General features: G+C 37.9%; 18 protein-coding genes and 1 pseudogene. 10 read left to right on the top strand and 9 right to left on the bottom strand.

Annotated elements, in window-relative coordinates:
- Window positions 1-545: 545 nt before the first annotated feature.
- From RM529_RS10835 to RM529_RS10795, 9 genes are all read right to left on the bottom strand, one after another.
- Complete coding sequence (locus RM529_RS10835; protein ID WP_311484814.1) at window positions 546-1,697, bottom strand: BNR-4 repeat-containing protein; 1,152 nt, start codon at window positions 1,695-1,697, stop codon at window positions 546-548.
- 565 nt (window positions 1,698-2,262) lie between these two features.
- Window positions 2,263-3,282, bottom strand: a complete 1,020-nt coding sequence (locus RM529_RS10830; RefSeq protein WP_311484813.1) for a Gfo/Idh/MocA family protein — start codon at window positions 3,280-3,282, stop codon at window positions 2,263-2,265.
- Between the two features lie 94 nt (window positions 3,283-3,376).
- The gene (locus tag RM529_RS10825) at window positions 3,377-5,584 is read right to left on the bottom strand and encodes a glycoside hydrolase family 3 C-terminal domain-containing protein (RefSeq protein WP_311484812.1); all 2,208 of its coding nucleotides are present in this window, start codon (window positions 5,582-5,584) and stop codon (window positions 3,377-3,379) included.
- 469 nt (window positions 5,585-6,053) lie between these two features.
- Window positions 6,054-7,259 (bottom strand): Gfo/Idh/MocA family protein, encoded by a 1,206-nt coding sequence (locus RM529_RS10820; RefSeq protein ID WP_311484811.1) that lies wholly within the window; start codon window positions 7,257-7,259, stop codon window positions 6,054-6,056.
- Between the two features lie 390 nt (window positions 7,260-7,649).
- Window positions 7,650-8,720 carry a dihydrodipicolinate synthase family protein gene (locus tag RM529_RS10815; RefSeq protein ID WP_311484810.1) on the bottom strand — a complete coding sequence of 357 codons (1,071 nt, stop codon included), beginning with the start codon at window positions 8,718-8,720 and terminating at the stop codon, window positions 7,650-7,652.
- 56 nt (window positions 8,721-8,776) lie between these two features.
- Complete coding sequence (locus tag RM529_RS10810) at window positions 8,777-9,814, bottom strand: NAD-dependent epimerase/dehydratase family protein (RefSeq protein WP_311484809.1); 1,038 nt, start codon at window positions 9,812-9,814, stop codon at window positions 8,777-8,779.
- Complete coding sequence (locus RM529_RS10805; RefSeq protein WP_311484808.1) at window positions 9,814-10,932, bottom strand: M20 family metallopeptidase; 1,119 nt, start codon at window positions 10,930-10,932, stop codon at window positions 9,814-9,816. Before RM529_RS10805 ends, RM529_RS10810 begins: the two co-directional genes overlap by 1 nt.
- Before the next feature lie 31 nt (window positions 10,933-10,963).
- Window positions 10,964-12,187, bottom strand: a complete 1,224-nt coding sequence (locus tag RM529_RS10800) for an Nramp family divalent metal transporter (protein ID WP_311484807.1) — start codon at window positions 12,185-12,187, stop codon at window positions 10,964-10,966.
- 1,018 nt (window positions 12,188-13,205) lie between these two features.
- Window positions 13,206-14,087: an AraC family transcriptional regulator gene (locus RM529_RS10795; protein WP_311484806.1), complete on the bottom strand. Its 882-nt coding sequence runs from the start codon at window positions 14,085-14,087 to the stop codon at window positions 13,206-13,208.
- 201 nt (window positions 14,088-14,288) lie between these two features.
- On the opposite strand from RM529_RS10795, the gene RM529_RS10790 reads away from it, so the two are divergent.
- The 10 genes and pseudogenes from RM529_RS10790 (at window position 14,289) to RM529_RS10750 (ending at window position 24,514) form a co-directional block, all read left to right on the top strand.
- On the top strand, window positions 14,289-15,110 hold the full coding sequence (locus tag RM529_RS10790) for a 3-keto-disaccharide hydrolase (protein ID WP_311484805.1): 822 nt from the start codon (window positions 14,289-14,291) through the stop codon (window positions 15,108-15,110).
- A gap of 93 nt (window positions 15,111-15,203) precedes the next feature.
- On the top strand, window positions 15,204-16,511 hold the full coding sequence (locus RM529_RS10785; RefSeq protein ID WP_311484804.1) for a Gfo/Idh/MocA family protein: 1,308 nt from the start codon (window positions 15,204-15,206) through the stop codon (window positions 16,509-16,511).
- 473 nt (window positions 16,512-16,984) lie between these two features.
- Window positions 16,985-17,314, top strand: coding sequence for a hypothetical protein (locus RM529_RS10780; RefSeq protein ID WP_311484803.1), 330 nt, complete (start codon window positions 16,985-16,987; stop codon window positions 17,312-17,314).
- A gap of 141 nt (window positions 17,315-17,455) precedes the next feature.
- The gene (locus RM529_RS10775) at window positions 17,456-18,766 is read left to right on the top strand and encodes an MFS transporter (RefSeq protein WP_311484802.1); all 1,311 of its coding nucleotides are present in this window, start codon (window positions 17,456-17,458) and stop codon (window positions 18,764-18,766) included.
- 38 nt (window positions 18,767-18,804) lie between these two features.
- Window positions 18,805-19,602: a phytanoyl-CoA dioxygenase family protein gene (locus tag RM529_RS10770; protein ID WP_311484801.1), complete on the top strand. Its 798-nt coding sequence runs from the start codon at window positions 18,805-18,807 to the stop codon at window positions 19,600-19,602.
- A 301-nt stretch (window positions 19,603-19,903) separates the two neighbouring features.
- Complete coding sequence (locus RM529_RS10765) at window positions 19,904-20,722, top strand: sugar phosphate isomerase/epimerase family protein (protein WP_311484800.1); 819 nt, start codon at window positions 19,904-19,906, stop codon at window positions 20,720-20,722.
- A gap of 148 nt (window positions 20,723-20,870) precedes the next feature.
- A pseudogene (locus RM529_RS18125) lies at window positions 20,871-21,166 on the top strand (IS30 family transposase); the annotation flags it as partial.
- 102 nt (window positions 21,167-21,268) lie between these two features.
- Window positions 21,269-22,345, top strand: a complete 1,077-nt coding sequence (locus RM529_RS10760) for a plastocyanin/azurin family copper-binding protein (RefSeq protein WP_311484799.1) — start codon at window positions 21,269-21,271, stop codon at window positions 22,343-22,345.
- Window positions 22,338-23,840 carry a DUF7133 domain-containing protein gene (locus RM529_RS10755; protein ID WP_311484798.1) on the top strand — a complete coding sequence of 501 codons (1,503 nt, stop codon included), beginning with the start codon at window positions 22,338-22,340 and terminating at the stop codon, window positions 23,838-23,840. Before RM529_RS10760 ends, RM529_RS10755 begins: the two co-directional genes overlap by 8 nt.
- Window positions 23,841-24,226: 386 nt before the next feature.
- Complete coding sequence (locus RM529_RS10750; protein ID WP_432264532.1) at window positions 24,227-24,514, top strand: ISAon1 family transposase N-terminal region protein; 288 nt, start codon at window positions 24,227-24,229, stop codon at window positions 24,512-24,514.
- Window positions 24,515-24,950: the final 436 nt, after the last annotated feature.

Below are 24,950 nucleotides of genomic sequence, written 5' to 3'. Positions count from 1 at the left end.
TCGAATACCTTGTTACGCGTTATGCGCTTGTTCTTCAATAGGAGGCATTTTAAATTTATTCTTGAGAGCTCGTAGTAGCAAGTATTTATCCTTACGGGCAAACTAACGAGTAATCGTATTCATTTATTTTACTATTATTGGATTCTACGCGAACTCCATAACTTTGTAAGAGGATAGAATCCCTTTCCACTTATCCAAAATTATTACATTTTGAATATTTGCTCTCTCAAAATTAACTGGCGGAAATAATCATTCCCTCTGTTACATTCTCCAATACTTTCGCTCTATTGAACCAATGTTCAACTTAATTGTTCTTAGAAACATTACGCGCAGAATACCATTACCACCAGGATTAACTGGTATAGGATCTGCAGCGATCAAATCATAAAAGAAGGCTATTTTCCTACTCCTTAGTGGACCAAATTTTCCGAACTTCACCAATTAAATTTCCGATTAAAATTCCAGGGGCTAACCTCTAATTTTAAAATCCGATACGGTTCAGAGGTGGGTTATAAATTTAAATTCGAATACAAAATAATTTCAACTTATTTCTCATTGATAATTCCCAGTACTTTTAAATCATAATTTTTATAAGTTGTATACCGACCATTAAGCCACAGTACACCTTCATATTTATCATTTGACACAACTATAGGTCTGATGTTATCCTCCGCAGAATTTTTGGTTATAGGGATCCAGTTCCAACTAGCTCCCCCATCAGCAGTTGTTCCACGAAAGATTTCATGATTTTTTCCACCACCAATAAAAGAGTTTCCTGTTTCTGGATTCACATTAGTCGATATATAAACAACATTTGGATCGTCTGGATGCAAGGTTATAAGTCCTGTATACTCATTTTCTCCAGCATAAAGGCGGGTGCCGGCATAGGCAATTTCATATTCATTCCATCGTTCTCCATCCCAACGCGCGTAGTGGTAGCGATTGTCAAAACCACCATCTTCTGTATTGGCGGTTTCTCCCAATGAAATAGGGTCTTGTGTAACTGAAAAAGCAATATAAGGGTTATCATCTTTATCTAGCTCGATATCACTGGTCCAGGCCACTTTATCACGTGTATCTGAGTTTCCGTCAAAAACGGGAGTAAAGTCTTGAGGTTTAAGATCAGTCTTCTCATTATTGCTTAATCGGCTTAAGTGACTACCATCCGATTTTTTTACATAGCCATCTTGGATATACCCATGGTAGATGCTATTGTTATAATGCCGGGGATGCTCTTCTGTTGTTATAAAATGAATACGGTCCTTGTTATTGGAAGCATATCTTAGGTAAGGCCGGCCTCTAAAAGCAAAAAGCTGCCCTCCGTAATTCCAACTATTCCCATCATCATTGGAAGTCATATAATTAGGATTATTCCTAATGCCCCGATGAAAGTTATAGGTTTTTCCTGTGTTTGCTAGTCGATAAACATTAGAGTAACTAGTATTTCCGCCTGTTTCGGCTATTCTTTCCGGCTCCCATTGACTCATGTCTCCTGGATTGGCCGATATTCGGTATCTCATTTTTGGTTCATCGCCATGTCCGGCGTAAACTGTTAGATATTTTCCATCAGGCCGTAAAAGAAGCACTCCCGCATTGTGGTCGTCAGTCTCGAATGATTCCCCATTCATTACTACCACCTGCCGTTCTCCTGTTTCTATATTATAACTGGAGACAGTAATTTCTCCATTTGATGTCACCCCTGAAAACAGAATTTGATCACCGTCTATAATTGCTCTCTCATCTTGGAACCAACACCACCCTGAATCATAACTTAAAACCCGAATTTTATTATCTGATGTTGTTGTAGCAGTAGAAGACTTAGATCTGCATCCCATCACAGACAATATAACAGAAATTAATAAAAGAATATTAATAAAATTTAGTTTTTTCATGGTTTCCTAATTGTTTTGAATCGACTTATCTTCAGAGTCTAATTTATAAAATAATTGTGCGGATTTAGGTACTGCTAAGGTTTAACTTCTTTTGACCTAAAATTTCCAGCGCTTTACCTAAAGGCAAAAACTAACTACGTAAAGGAACTGTTATCGAGACCAAAAAGGTTCTATTTATTTTAATTGAAGAACCGATTATACCATCCCTCTATGAACATCCTTCACAATTTATCCTAAAATTCTTTTTTAAGGAAGTTGCCATTCAGAATTCTCCTTTGTGTTTCTTCTCCTATTGACGTGTGGATAAGAAATATTGCCGCATGCTGTAAAAAGAAAAAGCCTTGGATGGGAATTGATAAGGTTTAATTCTTCAAGGCTTTGGTAATATTTCTTTTAAATATACCGGTTTACCTCCTCTACGTTTGCTTTCATCAGCAGCTTCCATAAAAGTATAAATTTCCTGGGTTTCTTCTGAACTCACAGGAGCCTTACCTGTATTGAAAAATTCAATAATCGCTGTCAATAATGGTTTATAACCTTTATAAGGTCCTATTTCAGCAACTCCTTCTTCCCCAAAAGCATTTCCTCCATAACCCATTTTGCCTGATCGTCCTCCCCGGAATGTACCAATACGCCCATCCTGCCAAATCCCAACTACTACATCCATATCCTCCGTATGCTGACTTATTACACTTTCACAACCCGTTCCCATTACTGTAAAAAGAATCTCTACACCATGAATACCATACCAAAACAGGTCTGGATGAGTTATCTCCAGTTTAGCCGGACTGAAGGTATCAGCCCCTAATACTTTACCTATTAATTCTCCCTTCCTAATCGCTTGGGCATTTTTAGCATATCTTAATGAAGAGGAAGAAAAGACAGGAACATTATATCGTTTCGCAGCATTAAATATGGCTATCACATCAGAGAGAGACCCGGCCATTGGTTTATCAATAAAGACTGGTTTTCCAGCTTTAAAAACTTCCATTGCCTGTTCGAGGTGTAGCCTTCCATCATTTGTTTCTAATAATACCACATCTACCTTTTCCAGTAAATCTTTTATGGATTCTACTATTTCGACACCTGCTTCCTTTACTTCTTTTGTATATTCCGGAATTCTTCTAACGCTGCTTTCAATATCTCTGCTTCCGTGAGGATAAGCGGCTACAATCCTATAGCCTCTAAATTGCGCCTCTTTTTCAGTGTCGTTTAGCATTTTCGTGAAAGCTACGCTGTGAGAAGTATCAAGTCCTATTATTCCCACCCTCACGTCCACATAAGGGAGGTTAAATCCATAACCAAAAGGGGCGCCACCTGCAATGCCCATTCCAATGCCACCAACAGTAGATGTTATAATAAAGCTGCGACGACTCAATAATTTGTTCATAAAATATAATTAGACTATGATTGGAGCACATTCATTGAAAATTTTTCTTTCCCCCACATCATTCCATTTTAAAATAGCAAAAAAAATAAAATTTTTAAGCTTTCGTTACTGTTAATTTATGTTTGGATAATTTTTCCGAACTTGTTCCTATCATTATTTCATATTCCCCTGGTTCCACTCTCCAATCTCCATTCCAATATTCCAGTTGTTTTTCGCCAATGTTAAATTGGATAACACGTGATTCCCCTGCATTCAAGAATATGCGTTTAAACCCGCGTAATTCTTTCTGTGGCCTAATTCTTTCAGATAACAAATCATGTATATACAATTGTACTACTTCATCACCTTTAACAGTCCCAGTATTTTTTATTGTCAGCCTAATAGTTGTACTATCGCCTACGGTAATACTTTTAGTCCTTAAATTAATATCAGTTATAGAGAATGTAGTATAACTTAAGCCGTGCCCAAAATGAAATAAAGGTTCCGGATCCGATTTATAGATTTTGCGGGGTCTACCTGTTTCGAGTTTATTATAGAACATAGGTACCTGGCCTACATTACGGGGAAAGGTCACAGGTAATTTTCCTCCTGGATTAACTTTTCCAAATAGAACCTCTGCAACTGCGGTACCAGTATCCTGTCCTAAATACCATCCTTCTAAAATAGCAGGAGCATGTTCGGCTGCCCATTCTATTGCACGTGGGCGTCCATTAATTAAAAATACTACATAAGGTTTACCTGTTGTAGCAATAGCCTTTATTAATTTATCCTGAGCTCCTGGCAGTGCTAAATCATCGGTGTCCTCATTCTCCATGGTTGTTTCTTCCGATCCACCCACAACCAGAATAATAACATCTGATTCCATGGCTAAATCTACAGCTTCTGGAATTTTATTTTCTTCTTCAGTAAAATCACATCCCTGTGCGAATCTAACATTCGCTTCTTTTCCTGCCATCTGCTTTATCCCTTCCAAAACGGTAACAAAATATTTTGGTCTGGAAGAAGAATAGCCTCCTAATCGCACTTCATTAGCATTGGGTCCTATTACCGCAATATTTTTGTACTTATTAAAATTAAGGGGGAGCAATTGGTTATCATTCTTTAATAAAGTTATGGATTTTCGTGCCACCTCCAGTGCTAGCTGATTATGAGCAGGTGAATTAAGAATTTCCTTATAATTATTCCTAGGTACGCCAAAATAATCAGCTTTAGAGAACATTTCAGAATCTTCGAAAGAGATTGCTTTTGGTTTTCCGTTTTCCGGATGTAGTATCATATCAAACCGCTCATCCACATTTCCCCCAATCAAACCTAGAGCGAATTTTGCTTTTAGCACCATCGCAACTGCCTGATTCACCAACTCCTCATCTATTATACCATCACCTACGGCTTTAACTAAATTATCACCATACATCCTTTCTTTAGTCCAGCCCTCAAATATTGCTAACTCTTGATGAACACCGGCCTCAAGGGCTTTTTTCGCTGCATCCTCATAATCATGGACAAAATTAAAAATACTTTTTAATCGCTCTAAATCCCGGTTATCTGATACGACTAGTCCATCCCAACTATATTGGTCCCGTAAAACATCTTTCATGATATGTTGATTAACGTGGCAGGGAATCCCATTCAGCAAATGATGTGCAGGCATAATACTCCCTACCAGAGCTTCATTTATTGCCATTCGAAAGGGATACAAGTGTACATTTTGTAATTGGTATTCGGAAATATCCATCGCTGCTCCATTGTCACCAGCCATTGGCTCTCCATCGGCAACAAAATGTTTTGCTGTTGCTATTATATGATCTTTGTCAAAACGTTGATCTCCCATTCCCTGAAGCCCTTTAATGTAGGCAGATCCAATAGATCCTACTAAAAACGGATCTTCCCCAAAAGTTTCTTCAATACGACCCCAGCGGGCATCTCTCGTCACGGAAATCATTGGTGAGTAACATTGGTGAATTCCATAAGCTCTTGCTTCTTTAGCCACAACATTACCCATTTTTTCAATTAATGCTTCATCCCAAGTACTTGCCATAGCCAGAGCTTGTGGAAATACAGTAGCCCCAGGCATCTTTAAACCATGTAAACATTCACCTGCGCTCAAATTTTCTATATCCAGGCGTTTATTTGCGTTTGGGTATTCAGTTGCTAATTGATGTACCTTTTCTTCTAAAGTCATAGAATTAATTAAGGACTGAATCTCACCATCAAATTTGTCTGGAAAAATTTTCTCCTGAGCTTTTACTGGTAAAAAAACCCAGAGACCTATAAAAATTTTTAATAAATTACTTTTATTCATCTTTCACAAAATTTAATTCAGAAGTATTATCATTATAAATTACCATACGCAGAAATTGATCAAAAAGCAATCATGCTGTTCTTGGTTTAAGCTCTACATAAAAAGCTTGTGGGGTGGCAAAGATATCTGGGTCTAAACGCAAAATATTATTTTTAAAGCCTCTGTTTCAGCCATTCTAATTTTTTATTATGTAAGCACCAATGGACAGTATACTTGTTCCTTTGGAATTTAATTGTTTTGTTTTTATTTGTATTTGAACAGATTCAAAATCGAAGTATTCCTCAACTCCTCATCCTTTTTTTAAATTTTATATACCCATAAAATCATTTTGACCATATTGTTTCTAATATTCAATGACCTAATGTTTTTTATAAGGTGTTTTTCATAAGAATCCTTTTTGTTCTAATACCTTCAATTGATCGGTTTCTTCAGAATACGAATCTCAGCTCAAATTATTCCAAATCCTTTTTTAGATGCTTTTTAACAAAGAATCGAATTCCGATGGCCACTTTACAATTTCATTATTATACATAGCTTCCAGGCCCATTTGGACACAAATGGCAGTATTAGCACCTGTTACTATATTAGAAATAGGTTGTTTATTGTTGGCAATACTATCCCTAAAATCCATTAATGCTTGCCGACTCGGATCAGCGTGACCCAGTTCTATAGGAATACCTTTACCTTTTTCCCACTGTATTGTTGCACCCGAGACTCCATCCACCACACCACGCACTTTTTCTTGATTCCCCTCGGGATAAAACCAAGCATTTGAAAAACCTAATATTATTGTCCCCTTACTCCCCTTAACTTTAATCTGATATCCGTCCATTGCATTGGTGCCTAGGCTAGTAAATTTAGCTTCTACCCCATTAGAGTAACTATAAATAACGTGGATGTTATCGTATATTTCACGTCCGTCTTTCCAAAAATCGAGTCCACCAGTCCCCATTACTTGCACGGGAGTAGAATCCATTACCCAATTAGCAAAATCGATTTGATGAGCGGACAGTTCCGCTAAAAGACCTCCTGAAAATTCCCTGTACATCCTCCAGTTAATAATCTTTTCCAATTCGGGACTAGGCACTGGCCGCCTCCAACTTGTATTTCGATTGTACTGGCATTCAAATACCTCAATCTCACCTATTTTCCCGCTTCTTATCAACTCAACTACATGAGAATATAATCGCGAACTGTGCAACTGGTGCCCTGTTTGAAATATATTTTTTGAATGCTTTGCCTTTACCAATAAATTTCGGATTTCCCCATTGCCTTTGGCTAAGGTTTTTTCTCCATAAACATGTTTCCCCGCATCCAATGCGTCCATATCAATTTCGGAATGCGTATGGAATGGAGTCGCAACCAAAACCGCATCAACATCTCGATTATCCAATAATCTACGATAATCCGAATAACCTTCCGCTTTTCCTTTTGTTCTTCTAAGTCCTTCTTGCAAACGAAAAGGAAGAATATCACAGCAGGCAACTACATTTAAACCCTCTATTTCGTTAATGAACGGAATTAATCCGCTTCCCCTACTTCCTGTACCGATTACCCCTATGTTTACGACATCATTGGCAGCCTTAAAAGAGCCAAGATTCCCTAACATTGATGTAGACGTTGTCAATGCCAATGACGCCAAACTTCCTTTTATTACAAAGTCCCTTCTCTTCATTTTCTCTTATTTATACTTTAAGTTTCTATTCTACACAATTTCTGTTTCCATTAATATGCTTACTCCTTTTTTCAATACGATTTAGGTTGCCCGAGAATAAATCTACTTTATTGGTATATCATACTTTATAAATATTTAGGGAAGCATCAGAAACCTCGTAAGTGCTTTAATCTAAAATTTAAAATCAAACCAATAGGAGGGGTACCTTCTATGTATTGGAATAATAAGCCTGCCATTCTTACCATTCCTTCATCCATTATAGTATATATTTAATCTGGCACAATTCCCAAATGTAATTATTTACTCCGCATGTTTTGAAGAAACAATTACCCTCACAATAATTCTCATTATAAATAACTGAAGGATTCACTTTCTAATGATTTAAAGCTGTTATGACATCATCCATTTACTGAGATTTTCTGTAACAAATTCATCATCATTTAAATGTGGATATGCAGCATAAACCCTGTCAATCTCTTCTTTCTGCCCGGGTGAAAGAACCTCTTCTTCATTTAATGTCCATAACCCCTCAAGCAATCCCTGTCGTCTCAAAACCTCATGAAGCCCGGTGATACAACCGGTAAAATTATTTTCAGAATCAAAAAAAGCTGCGTTGCTATCGGTGATTTGATGTGCACGAATTAAAGCTTCCCGGGTATTGCTATCAAATTGGCCATTCTGCACCTCTTCCAGTAATTTAACTGCAGAATTTGTCCAGACAGCCCAATGTCCAAGTAAACCACCCATTATTCTTTTTCTGACAATTTTACCACCAACTATTATTTCATATTCAGACAAAAGATCGACCAAGATATTATCATCGTTTCCTGTGTATAGAGTGATTTCCTCTGCCCTACCCGATTCGGCTACTCCACGTACAACATCAAAAGTCTGGTAACGGTTGAATGGTGCCATCTTAATGGCTATAACATTTTTGATACAAGCAAATCCCCTCCAAAAATCCACATCGAGTTTTCTACCACCCACAGCCGGTTGTAAGTAAAACCCGATTACCGGAAGCACATCGGCTACAGCTCTACAATGCTCCAGTATTTCCTCGTTAGAAGATTCTTTAAATGCTGCAACGCTAAGAAGCACTGCATGAAAACCATTATCTAAAGCCAATTTTGCTTCACTAACGGCCTGTTCTGTTTTTCCGATGACACCGGCAACACGTACGACTGGTTTCTTTGTTTCTATCGTAAAACGATCAAATTCTTCTTTGGCTATTTTTAAAATCGGCTCATAAAGGTCGATTTCGGGAAGTCTTATTTCGAATTGCGTTGTATGAACAGCCACGGCAATTCCGCCGGCACCGGCATCAAGATAATACCGCATTAAAGCACGTTGCCGACGTACATCTAATTTCCTGTTTTTATTAAGTGCCAAAGGAAGCGCTGGAATCACCACTCCTTTTTGTAGTGTACTTAAAACATTGCTAGGTATTTCTGTATAGTTCATTCTATATATCTTGTTTCTCTCAGGTTAGTTTTCCTATTGTTATTCTTATTTGCTGTTTAGTACTTTCCATCTCTTACTTCAAAATGGGTGGGTTTTCCCAGTGTCTTTCTATCTTCTTCCAACCAGTATGCCACCCATTTTATCAATTTATCAATTGGAAGTTGGGGCTTACCAAACAATTCATAAGCCTGGTTAGAATTGCTCAAAAGCGCAGTGTTGGCCTCTTCTCCAACCATTTTTGGTTTGACACCAAACAATATCCCAAAATCCTGTACAACATTTTGCACAGAAAGAATTTCTTGACCACTGAGATTAATTACCCGGGCCGGCGATTTAGTATGATCAAGTGACCGAAGCACCACATCGTTGGCATCACCTTGCCAGATGACATTAAAGTACCCCATGGCTAAATCAACAGGTTCGTTGTTTTTTACTTTTGTAGCGATATCCACTAATACTCCATAACGTGGTTCTACGGCATAATTTAAGCGGATAAGTGCCACAGGTGTATTATTTTTCTTGCTCCCGTATTCAAACATTCTTTCACGACCCAGGCAGGATTGTGCATATTCACCAACAGGTACGGGCATATCAGTTTCTTTTGAACCTCCTGATTCAACTGATACAAGTGGATATACACAGCCAGTGGAATAGGCCACAATTCTGGATTCTTTAAAATGTTCACCAATTAAAGCCGGCAGGTAAGAATTCATAGCCCAGGTAAGAGAAAGGTTATCTTCGGAACCAAATTTCATACCTGCCAGGAAAAAAACATTTTTAACTCTTGGTAAACTTTCAAGAAAATTTCTGTCAAGCAAATCTCCCTGAAGAGTTTCTATCCCCATTTCTTCAATATGTTTTTTTTCTTCTGGAGATCGAAACCGGGAAACACCTATAATTCTTTTCTTCACTCCCGCCTCATCACAGGCCCTTTTTGCCATGTTAGCCAAAGAAGGTCCAATTTTCCCGGCTATACCGAGAAATATTATATCACCATCCAGCCGTTTAAACATCTCAATTGTTTCTGCAGTTGGCTTGGACAACAGCTCTTCCAGCTGTTTGTCATCCGATATTTTTTCCGGGTAATCAGTCATTATAAATGGTTTTTTAATATGATATTTTTATAGATTTCTACAGCCTCCTCTAGCTTGGCTGTATAACAAAATTCATCTGTTTGGTGCGCCATTTCTGTTTGCCCTGGTCCGACAATAATAGTTGGAACATTGTTATAAGCCTTCTGTAGTACAGATCCATCTGTAAGATAAGGCAACGATTTAGGGAATCCTTCATCACCTTTTGAAATACCGCATACTTCGTATACTACTTGTACAAACGGATCATCTTCATCGGTTGATACGGGCGGCAAATCTACCAAAATCTCAATAGCAACTGCATCACCGAGCTCTTTTTGGAGTTGACAAAATATTTCTTCATGATTAGTATTTGTGGTTGTACGGGCATCAATGGTAAAACCGGCAGAATCTGGCACCGAATTTATATTCAACCCCCCAAACACCTGACCAACATTAATAGTTGGGAATCCAAGCAATTTGTCTTCTTCTATTCCAAAATTAAATTGTTCCACCCTTGAAATAGCTCTAGCCACTTTATAAATTGCGTTATCGCCAAGGTGCGGCATTGAAGAATGTGCAGTTGTTCCAGATGTTGTTAAATTTAAATACAATCCCCCTTTATGTCCAATTCCCGGAATATTGCCTGTTGGCTCACCTACAATAAGACCACTTGCACGTCCTAACTTCTTGTAAGTTTTCACTAAATCCTTTGCTCCACGGCATCCCAATTCTTCAGCCGCAGTGAGAACTAGACGAATACCTCCCTCAGGAGGATCATTTTCAAAAGCCTGAATTGCAGCAATAACCATAGCGGCCACTGCCCCTTTCATATCACTGGATCCCCGCCCATACAACTTACCGTCCTTTATTACCCCTCCAAATGGATCTTCAGTCCATTCTCTGGCTCCCAAAGGAACCGTATCGAAATGACCTGTGAAAACAATTGGTGCAACATCATCTGAAAGTCCTTTTTCAGCTATCACGTGCACCCGGTTTTCTTTAAAGGGAACATAATCAACTAAAAAATCATTTTTGGAAAGCAAACCACCGATATACTCTGCGGCTTCAATTTCAGTACCGGGAGGATTTATGGTATTGAAACTAATTAGCTTTTGTGTTAAAAATAGTACATCGTTCACAACCATACTTATTTAAAATTTGCTTTATATATTAAACCGTACTTAAAAAAGTTAGCAATCTAGAATATAAGAAATAGACTATAAAACTAATTAAAAGGAACCCCAGAATAGCTAATATATTGTGCCGAGGATTGTTACGGAATTTCCCCATAACTTGTTTATTATTTAAGATCAGGTACATACCAATAGCAATTAAAGGAACTGACATGATTGTTGAGGCCTGTGCTATTATTAAGGCATATATGACATCTCCGCGAAAAAAGACGGCGACTAACATTCCTAATAATAAAACAACAGCAGTAAAAACCTTAGGCATCTTCTCATTCATTGATCCTCCCAATCCCAGCCCATCAGATAAAAGACCGCCACCAATTACAGCATTAACCATTAATGAAGAAAAAGCTGCCGCGCATAATCCAAGACTAAAAATTATTTTCGCATAACTCCCAAACAAAGCTTCTAATTGCAATGCCATATCCGCAGCTGAATTCACCGTAATACCCTGAGGTTTTAACGCTGCCGCAGAGGTAATTATGATCAAAATGGATATTAGAGCCAAAAAAAATATCCCCATATAACTATCATTGAGCCCCCGCTTTAAATTTGATTCTTTCCAGCCTTTATTTTGAACTAAATAGGATTGATAAATAGCGCCGTTTACAGCAAAAGTGGTAGCTACCAAAGCAGCAACTATATCCATGTCATCCAATTTTAACGATAACGGTAAAAATCCTTTGGCCAACTGAGTCAGGTCTGGTGCGGTTAGCAGTAGATTAACAAAAAAAGCTAAAATCATTATCATAACCAGCACCATCATTAGCTTTTCTAGCACTTTGTACAAGTTCGTTGCCCAAAAAAGCAACATTATTGCCAGAGATGTAAAAAAAAACGGCCAAACACGTTCATCAATCCCGGTAATCCCCTCCATTCCAATTCCAATCCCGAGATTATTTCCAAACTGGAAACTAGAAGCCGACATAAATGATGAAATTCCTATTAAAACTGCAAACCAACGTCCATATTTCTCGGCAATTGTTTCAAGCATAGATTCCTTTTTTGTCACCCCAAATCTTACCGCCATTGATGTATAGACAATCATACAAATAGCAGCAAGTATAATCACCCATAAAAAGGAATAACCTTCCTCTGATCCAATTCGTGAAGCTACCGCAATACTACCTGGCCCCAATACAACAGATGCAATAATAAATCCGGGGCCCAATGATTTTGTTAGATCCTTAATCTTTTCAAGCATACAACATTTTTGTTAAAACCATTAACATTGATTCAAATATATTCTAATACTTTTATTGGAGTATCCTGCACTATGCTGCTTCTTATCAATGCAAAAATTTTTTTCCATAATTTTGATTTTTTATATGGTGTAAAGTTTACCCCCATACATTTCAGTCCATGACCGTCCTGAAAATGGATGAAAAGAAGCGGGCAGGGGTATAGTGGTATAAATTTTAAACTTTTCCCTAAGTAAATAATTTAATACCACGAAAAAAGAAACAAAGGTTTTTAATGCTTCTCAAAAAATATTGAAAGTGAGTTTTTTTCAATTTGCTGCCGGTGACTAAGTAAAAGGTCAGGAAAGCTTATTATACTTTTTACGAGCATTCGTTTTGGTTTTCCGGCCATTATTCATCTTTTGATAATCCATTCTTTTGCAATAAATTTATTTACAAAAAGGGGTTATCCGCCAGAACGACAGATAACTAAAAAGGGTGGTCAAAGGGGTCTGCTTAGTCCCTGAAAATCCAACTCCCACTTCCAAGCAGCGATTATGCAAATTGAACATTCCGATAGGAGCTAAAAAGCGGGAATTCCTATAATTAAGGTATGGCTTTCTGTGTTGATACGACCTGTGAAAAGGGTTTGTTTTTTGTAGTCAAGGCTCCCGGTAATGTATGGCATATGCCAATTTTTCCTCTTCCTCGGTTTTGGAAATTTCTGCTGTAGAAACAGGAATGTTGATGTTGTTGTAAATGCTTTGGTCGGTAAAGCACTTTCCAATGCTAAGGTAAGGAACGGGAGATCAACAAAGAAGACAGGGATTATGAGGTCAAAGCAAAGGTTGTTATATTATCGGCAAGTGCTTGTAGTTTTGCAAGATACTTCATAACTCCAAACCATCCTAACATCCCAACGGATTGATAGATTCCGGCTTTGAAACTTTGAATGCAGTAGCCAATTCAACACAACTAAATTATAGGTCTATCCTAAACTGCTTTTTGAAAAGAAGTACAAACGCATCAGCAGAGTTAGTGTCAAATTGTAAAATTTTTATTGTGCCGGCTCTGGTACTGTAGAGGTGTTTGATGGGTAATACGCTTAAATTGTTTTATAAAATAGGACTGATCTATGTATCCACATTCATGGCAAGCCCTGGATACGGTATAATCTTCCTCTACAAGTATTTTACAAGCATGCTCTATTCTAATTTCCTGAAGAACCTCAGTAAAGGTTTTTCCTGTTTTTGCTTTGAAATACCGACTAAAAGCGGAAGGATTCATATTAGCAACTGATGCTATTTTATTTAATCGGATAGGCATTTTGAAATTTTTTATTAAATATTCAAATACCTTATTTATTCTCTTCATATCAGCTGTTTTATATGTTTTCCCTACACTTATGCTGGACAATATTTGGTATTCTGAAGAATTAGCCAGTGAATTCAGAATCTGTAAAAGAACAATAATTCTTTCTGCTCCATCCATCTGCATCATAGTTCTCATTACATTAGCCGTCTGCTCTTTTAAATCTCCTGTTATTTTGATCCCCCTATAGGACATTTTAAAGAGATTGTTAATATGATACATTTCAGGTAAGAGAAAGAAACCATTACCTAAGAAGTTCTCCGGGAAACGTATTATTATAGCTTCTGCATTCAGTTTATGATCTTTTTGATAATAAATAGGATCGCAATGCCAGTAATGAGGAAGATTTGGACCGGTTAAAGTGAGTTCTGTTTTATTGAACCTATCCAATCTATTCCCTATGAAACGTGTACCTGAGCCTTCCAGAATTAGAGTTAATTCAAGCTCAGGATGGAAGTGCCAGGGATTTTTGAAATATGGAACTTTTTCATGTCGGATGTCTATGGATGCCCCTGGTGTATTAAAAACTTTTAAAAAAGAAGGTTTTGTCATAAATGTTTATTGTGTGTATAATAAAGTGTTCTTCAAACAGTAAAGAAGATTTATCTCAAAAATAGGGCAATATCAGCTTATACCATATGGTCGCTAAACTATAATTGCAAAAATTATCCTATTACTTGCAAAAGCCAATTTTTTTTATCAATAACTATTTTACTATGTTTGATTTTTATTAGTAACAAATTCTTATTAAAAATGCGAAATATTTATAATTATACTGAATTAAGGAGAAGATATTCTTTCTGTCTCTTCTTAGGTGTTATTCTTTTTGTCTTTGGATGTGGAGAACAAAAAGCACAACAAGATAATATACAACAAAGTGGTATTTCTTCTTCAGAGGCTAATGAGTTGGCGGAGTCTGAGCCTATCGCAGATTGGAAATTTCTTTTCGACGGAAAGACAACAGCGGGATGGCGCGGTATTAATCAGGAGAATTTTCCCAGTGAGGGATGGAAAATTGAGAAAGGTATGCTTTGGAGTAATTCCACGGACGGTAAGGAGTCTGGCAACGGAGGTGATATTATTACTATAGAGCAGTTTGATGATTTTGTGCTAGATTGGGAATGGAAGATGATCACTAGGGGAGGCAACAGCGGAGTAAAGTATTTTGTGAAAGAAGGATTATCTGATAATGAAAAGTACGGTGTCGGATTAGAATATCAGATTTTGGATGATGAAAATCACCCATGGATGTTGGAAGGTAAAATGCAGCCGAACGATTATTATACGTTAGCTTCATTGTATGAAATATATCCAGCAAAAAATAAATCTCCTGAGCCCCTGGGTGAATGGAATCATAGCAGGATTGTGGTAAAGGGTAACAAGGTGGAGCACTGGCTGAATAATCGCATAGTAGTGCAGTATGAGAGGGGGAATGAAGACTTCAGAAAAAGAGTGGCAGAAAGTAAGTTCAGTAAATTTAAAAATTTTGGGGAAGCCGAGCAGGGACATATTTTACTACAAGATCATGGAGGTAAGGTGGCTTTCCGCAACATTAAGATAAAAGAGTTCGAATGAAAATTATAGTTTTGAAAAAATTTTTGTTGATAGGTGAAAAAATACATTAGTAATATGGATAATAAAATTAATTTTATTAAGAGAAGAGAATTTTTGACAAAATCCTCCTTAGCTGTTGCCGGAGGATTGTTGCTTCCTAGCATAGTCCCTTCTTCGGTTTTCGGCGCCAAAGCCCCCAGCAATCGTATTAACATCGGGATGATTGGTATGGGTCGTCAGGCATATCATCCTAACCTTACACAGTTCCTCGAAGCGCAGGATGCGCAAGTGGTGGCTGTTTGTGATGTAGATAGCTGGCGCATGGAGCAAGGACTCCAAAAAGTTAATCAGTATTATTCGGAAGCAAAGGGAAAAAGCTTTAAAGGATGTTCCAGCCATGAGGATTTTAGGGATTTGTTGGAACGTAATGACATAGACGCTGTAATGATTTCTACGCCCGATCATTGGCACGTACCAATGGGAATTATGGCTGCCAGAGCTGGAAAAGATTTCTCTGTAGAAAAGCCATTGTCTACACATTTGGCTGGGGGAAGGGCTTTGGTTGATGCTGTAAAAAGGCATAAAATTATTAGCCGTACTGATAGTGAATTCCGATCGCTTAAACCCTTCTGGCGAGCAGCGGAATTAGTGCGAAACGGACGTATAGGAGAATTACACACAATTCACGCTGGCGTCCCTTTTGACATGAACGGAGAAGTACCACCAGCTCAACCTACCATGCCTGTTCCGGAAGAATTGAATTATGATAGGTGGTTAGGACCTGCTCCGTTTGCTCCCTATACTGAAAAACGTGTGCATAACCGTAAGGAGATTCAGGCGCGACCGGGATGGATGCGAATTAGTGATTACTGCAACGGTATGATTTCAAACTGGGGAACTCACTTACTCGATATAGCTCAGTGGGCTAATAATACAGAGTACACAGGTCCGGTGGAGGTGGAAGGAACCGGAGAATTTACCACAGGACTTTGGAATACCGTCAACAGTTTTAAATTGAGATATCGTTATGAAAACGGTGTGCAGCTTTTATATAAAACTGAGAATCCTTATATTAGATTTGAAGGCAGCGAAGGATGGGTGCAAGTAGAATATCCGGATAAGATAACAGCTAGCAGCGCCTCAATATTAGATACCAAAAAAAATTCTGAAGAAGTAAACTTTGCGAGTACCAAAGAAGATAAACGTGATTTCCTAGACGCAGTGAAGAACCGAACCAAGACGTTAGAACCGGTAGAAGTAGGACATCGTGTAGTTTCCATTTGCCAGATAGGATTAATCGCCATAAAACTTGGCCGCAAACTTCATTGGGATCCTGAGAGTGAGGAATTTAAAAATGATAACGCTGCCAATGCCATGAAATATATAGCTCTACGTTCACCATGGAGCCAAATATTTGATTAATTTTTTTTAAGTACTTGCGCGATGAAGAGATATATAAATCTTTTCAGCATTTTTTGCTGCACGATTAATATGTCTGGACAACAATTAAAAGATTATCCTTTTTTTGTTTTCAACAATGCCGTGCAAGATCAAAATATGATACTCCACAAGAACAAGTACATTATTTAAATCATTAGGCGTATGATGGTATGGAAAAAAAGGCATTGACAATTTTCCCATAATGTTTGAAGCCCTGGATGAAAACTAGCTGGAACTTTATACAATGACCTCAACATTAATTTGGATGATGAGGAAGAACAGCCTTTTGATAAGAAGTAAAGGGAGGTTCTTAGAAGGCTAGAACGAATTAGAACTATGCCTATGTTTTATATTACCAGCAACAAATATAAGCCTTTTCCAAGGAAAATAATGCTATTGCTGTTTACATATTTCGGGAAATTGCGGATATGGCCAACTAATATGAGATTAATGTTATGATTTATCCACACGTTAATTTTGGGGTGCACAATTTAGAAGATGCTGCACGGCTGGCTAAGAAGTTGAACCGCCGAAACCTGGACGTTACTTTTAATCTTTATCATTTTCTTGCCGATATAGGAACTGAAGCTTATGAAGCCTTTATACCGGTGGTTGAAAGTGTGATTCCTTACCTCTTTACCATAAGTCTTAATGGGCCAGATGAGCCTGTTGAAAATAAAAGTGGTAATCTCTGGCAATATTTTTTTCAACCATTGGAGAGGGAAATTACAGTGCCCGCGGATTCCTCAGTGCTTTTACAGAACAAGGATTCAAAGGCACTGTAGGATTGCAGACATATAATTTAAAGAAGAAAAGCTAGCCCATTTGAAGAAATATATGGACGCATGGGAAAAACTCAACAAAAGATGGCCGAAGAAGAAAAAACGTATTGATGCGATTACCCAAAATACTGAAAACTACAATTGATGACAGAAAATGAACCCCCAGAGCAGGCAACAAATCCTCCTATCACACAGGAATTAAGAAAAAAAATAGGTTATAGGTGGAAAATATGTGCCCTATTATTTTTTGCGACAACTTTAAATTACATAGATCGCCATGTACTTAGTATTCTTGCGCCGAATCTACAAAGAGAATTTGGGTGGAGCGAAATCGATTATGGATATATAATAGCTGCATTTCAGGCAGCCTATGGTATAGGTGTAGTTTTAGTAGGCAAACTTTTGGATCATAAAGGAATTAAAATTCTTTATGCATTGGCTGTTGCTATCTGGAGCTTGGCAGGGATGGGGCATGCTTTTGCAGGAAGTTTGAGCGGTTTTGTCTTATCCCGTTTCGCATTAGGATTAGGAGAGTCAGCAAATTTTCCGGCAGCCTTAAAAACGGTTTCTGAATGGTTCCCGGGAAAGGAAAGAGCTCTGGTAGCCGGAATTTTTAATGCGGGCTCGAATGTGGGGATCATAGCCGCTGCATTATTAGTACCTTGGATTACCTTGCAGTTTGGATGGGAATGGGCTTTCATAGGAATTGGAGCACTAGGATTTATTTGGATAGTTTTTTGGCTTCTTACTTACAACAAGCCAGAGCAGCATTCTAAAATTTCTAAAGAAGAGTTACGATATATACAGGCAGGCAATAAAAAGGAAGAATCCAATAGTGTGCCATGGGGAAAGGTGCTATTAAAAAAAGAAACAATTATTGTATGTCTGGTTCGGTTTATATCTGATCCTACATGGTGGTTTTTGCTTTTTTGGTTACCCAAATTTCTGGAAGAGAAACATGAAATTACTCTTACAGATATAGCCTTGCCTATGATTTTTATTTATGTTATTGCAGATATAGGAAGTGTTTTAGGAGGATGGTTATCCTCTCATCTAATCAAAATGAATAAAAGTTTAGATTTTGCCAGAAAAGTTACAATGCTTATTTGTGCAGTTAGTGTTCTTCCTATTGTTATTGTCTCCCAGACGGACAATTTGTATTTATCAGTTGGGCTTATAAGTCTTGCTGCTGCTGCCCATACCGGATGGATGGCTAATGTATATGCCATTATATCCGATGTATTTCCCAGAAATGCGATTGGCTCCGTAACAGGCCTTTCCACTCTTTCAGCAGTTTTGGGAGGGATGCTTTATGCTATTTTCGTCGGTTTTATTTTGGAAAAGACAGGTAGTTACTTTTATATATTTCTTATTTCTGGTTTTGCCTATTTTTTGGCCTGGATTATTCTAAAAACAGGAATTCCTGAAATTAAATCGATTAAATTTTCTAAATAACTAAATTAAATATTATTTTAATTAAACTAGCTTGAATTATGAGTTACAAGAAACTAACTTTGAAGGATAAGGAAACCTTTGATCGTGATGGTTATTTATTAATCCCTTCGTTCTTGGAGAAGGAGGAAGTAGATATACTGTATGGTATTGCTAAAGAGGATCCAATAATTAATAAAAAGAGTTATGACAGGGGAGACAAAGAAGGATTAAGGACAAAATTAACCTTGTGGTATTCGTTAGACGATAGTATTTATAGCACACTAGCTCGTTGTGATCGAATGGTGTCGGGAGTGGAGATTCTTTTAAATGGGGAAGCGGCTCACTTTCACTCTAAACTTATGCAGAAAGAACCAAAAGTAGGAGGTGCGTGGGAGTGGCATCAGGATTATGGTTATTGGTACAGGGATGGCTTTTTGTTTCCAGATATGCTCAGTGTGTTAACAGCCCTTACTTCAGCTACAAAAGAAAACGGGTGTTTACAGGTAATAAAAGGTTCTCACAAGATGGGAAGAGTAGAACATGGATTTTCAGGGGAACAAGTTGGAGCAGACATGGAAAGAGTTGAAGAAGCAAAGGAACGCCTTGGACTTGTGTATGTGGAAATGAATCCTGGGGATACTCTTTTTTTTCATAGTAATTTATTGCACCGTTCAAATAGTAACAGAAGTGAATCCTCTCGTTGGTCCTTGATATCTGCCTATAACAAGATTTCCAATAAACCATTCAAAGGAACCAATACTTCTTCTTATACGCCTCTTGAAAGAGTGCCAAATGATTATATTTTAAAGAAGAAAGGAAAAGGAATGTCTGGAGAGGCAGATTTTAAGCAAAAATAACCTTAATGAACATAATGGCTAGAAACAAAACGGCATGCCGTTTTAAATCGAATTTCATTGTTACCAAAAAGAGGGTTCAGATTGGCATAGGAAACCATAAAATAAAAACAGTTAATAAAACCTAACCTTTACATGAATTGGGTCAATTCAACTCCTGTGCTCTCCAGTGATCGAGATAAATTTTGTCCTAAAAATTGAAAAACAGTGATAACTTGTATAATTAGCTTTTTATATACCCTGCTGAAATCTTTTTCAGGTATTACACAAGATTTACCAAAATTAAAAAACCTAAATTTTAAAAATGGAAATAAAATATTTTTGTCCACGCTGGGGCAGTACTCATTTGTCTTTCGATCGCTTTTTAAGGAAGGTCCGAGATGCCGGGTATGATGGTGTTGAAATGAGTTTTTCTTCTGAGATGGATCAAGTTGAAAAATCTGAAATGTTGGATGGATTAACACATTATGATTTGGAACTTATAGGTCAGCAGTGGCGTACCACAGACCGTAATTTTAATACCCACTTATATTCGTTTGAGAAACATTTATTCAAGTTATGTGAGGGCAAACCGTTGTTTATAAATTCACACACAGGAAAGGATTATTATACACAAAGCCAAAATATGACCCTTATTAATCGAGCTCGTGAAATAAGTAAGGAAATGGGTGTAAAGATAATTCACGAGACGCATCGTGGCAGGTGGAGTTTCGCAGCCCACACTACAAAAGAATACTTAATAAAATTTTCTGAAATCAGACTTACTCTTGATATATCCCATTGGTGTAATGTTGCCGAAAGCCTGCTCGAGGATCAAGAAGAGGCAGTTGCGAAAGCAATTTATCATACAGACCATATACATGCAAGAGTTGGTTTTCAGGAAGGGCCGCAAATAAATGATCCCCAAGCTCCGGAGTGGAAAAAGGTGCTAGATACCCATCTCTGTTGGTGGGATAGAGTAATTGCCTTGCACAGGCAAAAAGGTTCTGATTTTCTGACTATTACACCTGAGTTTGGTGCCCCCCCTTACCTTCCCCTTTTGCCTTTCACTAAACAGCCAATTGTTGATCAATGGGATACCAATATCTTTATGATGAATTTATTAACAGAAAGATGGAAATAAGAAGATTTGATTGGGGAATAAGAAATAATGAAAGTTCACCTCCACTATGGCTTTATGTTAAGCAGGTCGCTTCGTAAGAAAATTTCTTTAATGGAGGATAGTACAAGAAGATTGTATCTGGCATGAATAGATCGAAGGTATTTTTTACAGTTGGATAAAAACAATAACCTTTGACAATGGGAAGGAGTTTGCAGGACATCAGGAAATTGCCGAAAAACATAATGTAAACACTTATTTTACTAGGCCGTACACTTCTCACTGTAGAGAATAGGATTGGACTTATTAGAAGGTTTTTACCCAAGAAAACGGACCTAAACCTATAATTTGAAGAAAGGATAAAAGAAATTGAGCAATTGATTTAATAATAGAAAGGTAAGAAAGTTTGGCTACATTAGTCCAATAGAAAAATTAAAATCAACCTGGCCAGTTGCACTTATAACTTGAACATGGCATTTAACTAAATATTTATATCAGAATAATTTTTTTCAATTTATTCCGTTCAAAGGAAACCCTCACCGGATTTACAAATTTTTATATAGACTTCCAATGTACAGATCATTTTTTATATTGTTATTCCTTGTTTTCTCTTTTTCATTTACTCCTCTGGAGGGAAATAGCCAAAACTCTCCTCCTACTGAGACAGCTCCAAGAGAAATATTTATAACATCGCCTGGATTGCTATATGATGTGGTGAGGTTTAAGGTAAAGCCTGGAGAGGTGGTGAAAATAACGCTTGAAAACACCGATGAAATGTCGCACAATTTGTTGATTACGGAACCCGGTACCAGGGAAGAAGTAGTGTCTTTGGCGGCTAAACTTATTGGTCAGCAAGACAGTAATGACTTTGTTCCCAAAACCGAAATGGTGCTTAATTATATTCCAATCCTGAAACCTGGAGAAAAAAAGAGTATTATGTTCCAAGCACCCGAAGAAGAAGGTGTTTATTCCTACGTATGTACATTCCCTGGTCATGGTTCAATTATGTATGGTGCCATTTACGTTACTGAAAATGATGAGATGCCAGATTTGGAGGACGACCCTAACATTCCTCCACAGGATAAGCAAAATCCTGATGAGCATATGGCTGTAAAACTTCCGGCTATATACCGTACGTTTATGCCTGATTCTGGTCCTGCCAGTATAGCTGTGGGAATGCCAGGGGATATTAGCTATTGCTGGGATGCTGGCCAGTGCAGGTTAAGGTATGCGTGGCAGGGAGGATTTGTAGATCTTGAAAAAAACTGGGCAGGTAATGGAAACGATAAAGCAGAGGTAGTTGGAACGGTCTTTTTTCGTGATGAAACCGAATTCCCCATCCGAATTGGTGCAAAGAATTATATTCCAAAACCCGAATATAAAGGATACAGAATGGAAAATAGATATCCTTCGTTTCAATACCTTTTAGACGAAATTAAAGTTACAGAGAAGATTACACCTCTTACAGAGACATCAGGTTTTAAAAGGGAATTCGTTTTCGAGCATCTATATAAACCTCTTTGGTTTTTTAAGGGTGATAATCAAGTAGAAATAAACAGCTCACGTGGCAAGTGGGAAGGGAAATATTTTAAGTTGAATCCAGGTGGTGAAGAAACTCGATTAATAATAACAGTGAAAAATGGATAATAATAGAACAAACAGATTTGCTAGCTTGTTAATCCTTGCCTGCTTTTTTGCTCCCATATGGAGCTGCGGAGACAAGCAGGAAAATGAGGAAGAAAGATTAGAAAATTTCTATACGATTGAAGACATTGAGATTCCGGAAGAGGTTCATCTTGGGGAGGTGGGCGGACTGGATTTTATGCCGAATGGGAATTTAGTAGCGTGTTTCCACAGGGGTGAAGTTATGGTATATGATATAGAATCCAAGAAGTGGCAGTTATTTGCAGAAGGGTTACATGATCCCCTTGGCATTTCTGCAATAAGCAACCATGAAATCCTGGTGATGCAGCGCCCGGAGCTTACCAAATTATCAGATCTTGACAGGAACGGGACTGCTGAAGAATATTTAAAAGTTACTGATGGTTTCGGCCTATCAGGAAATTACCACGAATTTGCATATGGACCTGTAAAAGATGCCGAGGGAAACCTCTTTATATCTTTGAGCACTGCCTCTAATGGTGCCGGGATCTGGGGTGAAAAAAGGGGAGAGCTTAACGAACTAGGTAGACCTGGGCGTATGTACTCTGCTGTTCCATACAGAGGATGGGTTATGAAAATAACACCAGAAGGCAAAATAGAACCTTATGCTATGGGCTTCCGTTCACCTAATGGAATAGGATTTGATCATGATGGTAATTTATTTGTCACCGATAACCAGGGTGACTGGCTAGGGACCAGTAAAATGTACTACGTTGAAGAAGGAAAATTTTATGGTCACGTTTCGAGTTTGGTCTGGAAAGAAGGCTGGAATGTTGATCCTCTTACCCTTCCGGTCCTAGCTTTGGATTCCATGAGAACCAAAGCGGCTATTTTGTTTCCACACAATACTTTTTCTAACTCACCCACGGAAATACTTCCTATCCCCGAAGGAAAGTTTGGACCCTATGGAAAACAGTTATTGGTAGGTGAAATGAATTATCCTAAATTACTTCGGGTCATGCTTGAGGAGGTAAAAGGTTCTTTCCAGGGTGCCACAATTAACTTTCTGGATTCCACAGGTCTTTCCAAGGGAAATCATCGGATGGTATTCGGTCCCGACAAGAAAAGCCTATACGTAGGAAAAACAGCTTACACCTGGGTTGGAGGAAGAGGAATTCAGAAAATCAACTATAATGGAGGCACACCTTTTGATATCCTGAACATGAACCTTTCTGAAAATGGCTTTAAACTAACATATACCCGTCCTCTGGCTCCAGAAATGGGAGACCAACCGGAAGATTATGAATTTGTTCGTTATTATTATGAATACCACAGAGATTATGGTTCTCCAAAAATGGATCTTCAGCCGGTAAAGGTTAAATCGGTCAAAATTAATGACGAACGCACAGAAGTTTTTCTTGAACTAGAAGAGATGGTGCCAGGCTATATTTACGACCTTAAGGTCAATAGCATGAAATGTGAGAAGGGATTGGAATTAATGAACCGGAGGATTTACTATACCCTTAATAATATTCTTTAAAGCCGGATCTTTCCAGAGACTGGACTGGGCGTTTTTCAGGAAGTACTATAATGAGCTGATGAGAAGTTTAGGACCACAGGCTTTCTTTAGGCTGGTGAAATTAAAAATTAAATCAAGAAATATTCCTGCTGGATTCCACTACAGTAAGCTTTTTGGGGTCTAATAAAGAAGAGGAACTGCCCGACCACAGGCACGGGCATACCCCCAAAGATAAAATTATAGAACTTACCGGAACAAAATCCGCTGAAAAGTATTTAAAAAGGCTCGGTAGAATGGCTATTTATGTTAAAACAAACAGCGGATCTAATTACTGAATAATCAAACCCTGGACAGCAAACACCATAAGCAAACTTTATAAAGCAAGATGAGAAGCGGTTTCCTGGACAATCTCAAGGTTCTGGGGGAATTACCTGGAATTAATAAAGCTCGTATTGGCACAGTTTTTTGTGGAGCATTTCGATTTAGTAAAAAGCAATAAAGAAAAGGAAGAGGTTCTTCACCTTTATTTTGAAGAATGGAATATCCCCCTACAGGAACATTCCTCTGGTATACTCACCTCCAAAGGCTTTCCCAAGGAAGTTACTATTCAGGATTTTCCTTTTCGAGATAAAACCGTGTACCTGCACGTAATAAGGAGAAGATGGATAGATAAACACACCAGTAAAGTCGTCTAGAGAGATTGGAATTTAGTTGCACAGGGAACCCGAATGAGCACGGAGTTTGCTGCTTTCTTAAAAAAGGTCCATTAGTAACAAGGCTTCAAGTAGATCAGTTGTAGCCAAATTATATGGGGTTAACCCCAGAACTCTGCAGCGGCAATACAAGGACTATTTAAGTGATTTTAAAGACTGGGATCAAAAAGAACACGCCAAGTAGTGGTATGAAACAGCTTTTTCCAATGGTGATCTATACACCACTGACGACTAAAAAAGCAGAAAGAAAGGAGCTTTGATACCGATGGTGAAGGGGACAAAAACCGGGCCGTAATAGGAATATTAAAAAAATCCCTTTAGAACAAAGAAAAAAGGTCAAGGAGATAACCATGTATATGGCAGGCAATATTGGGCTCATCATTAAGAAAAGCTAAAAACAAATTCTCAAAATATACTC

The organism is Autumnicola edwardsiae (genome assembly GCF_031846505.1).
GTDB lineage: Bacteria > Bacteroidota > Bacteroidia > Flavobacteriales > Flavobacteriaceae > Autumnicola > Autumnicola edwardsiae.
This window is presented reverse-complemented; position numbering and strand designations above follow the sequence as displayed.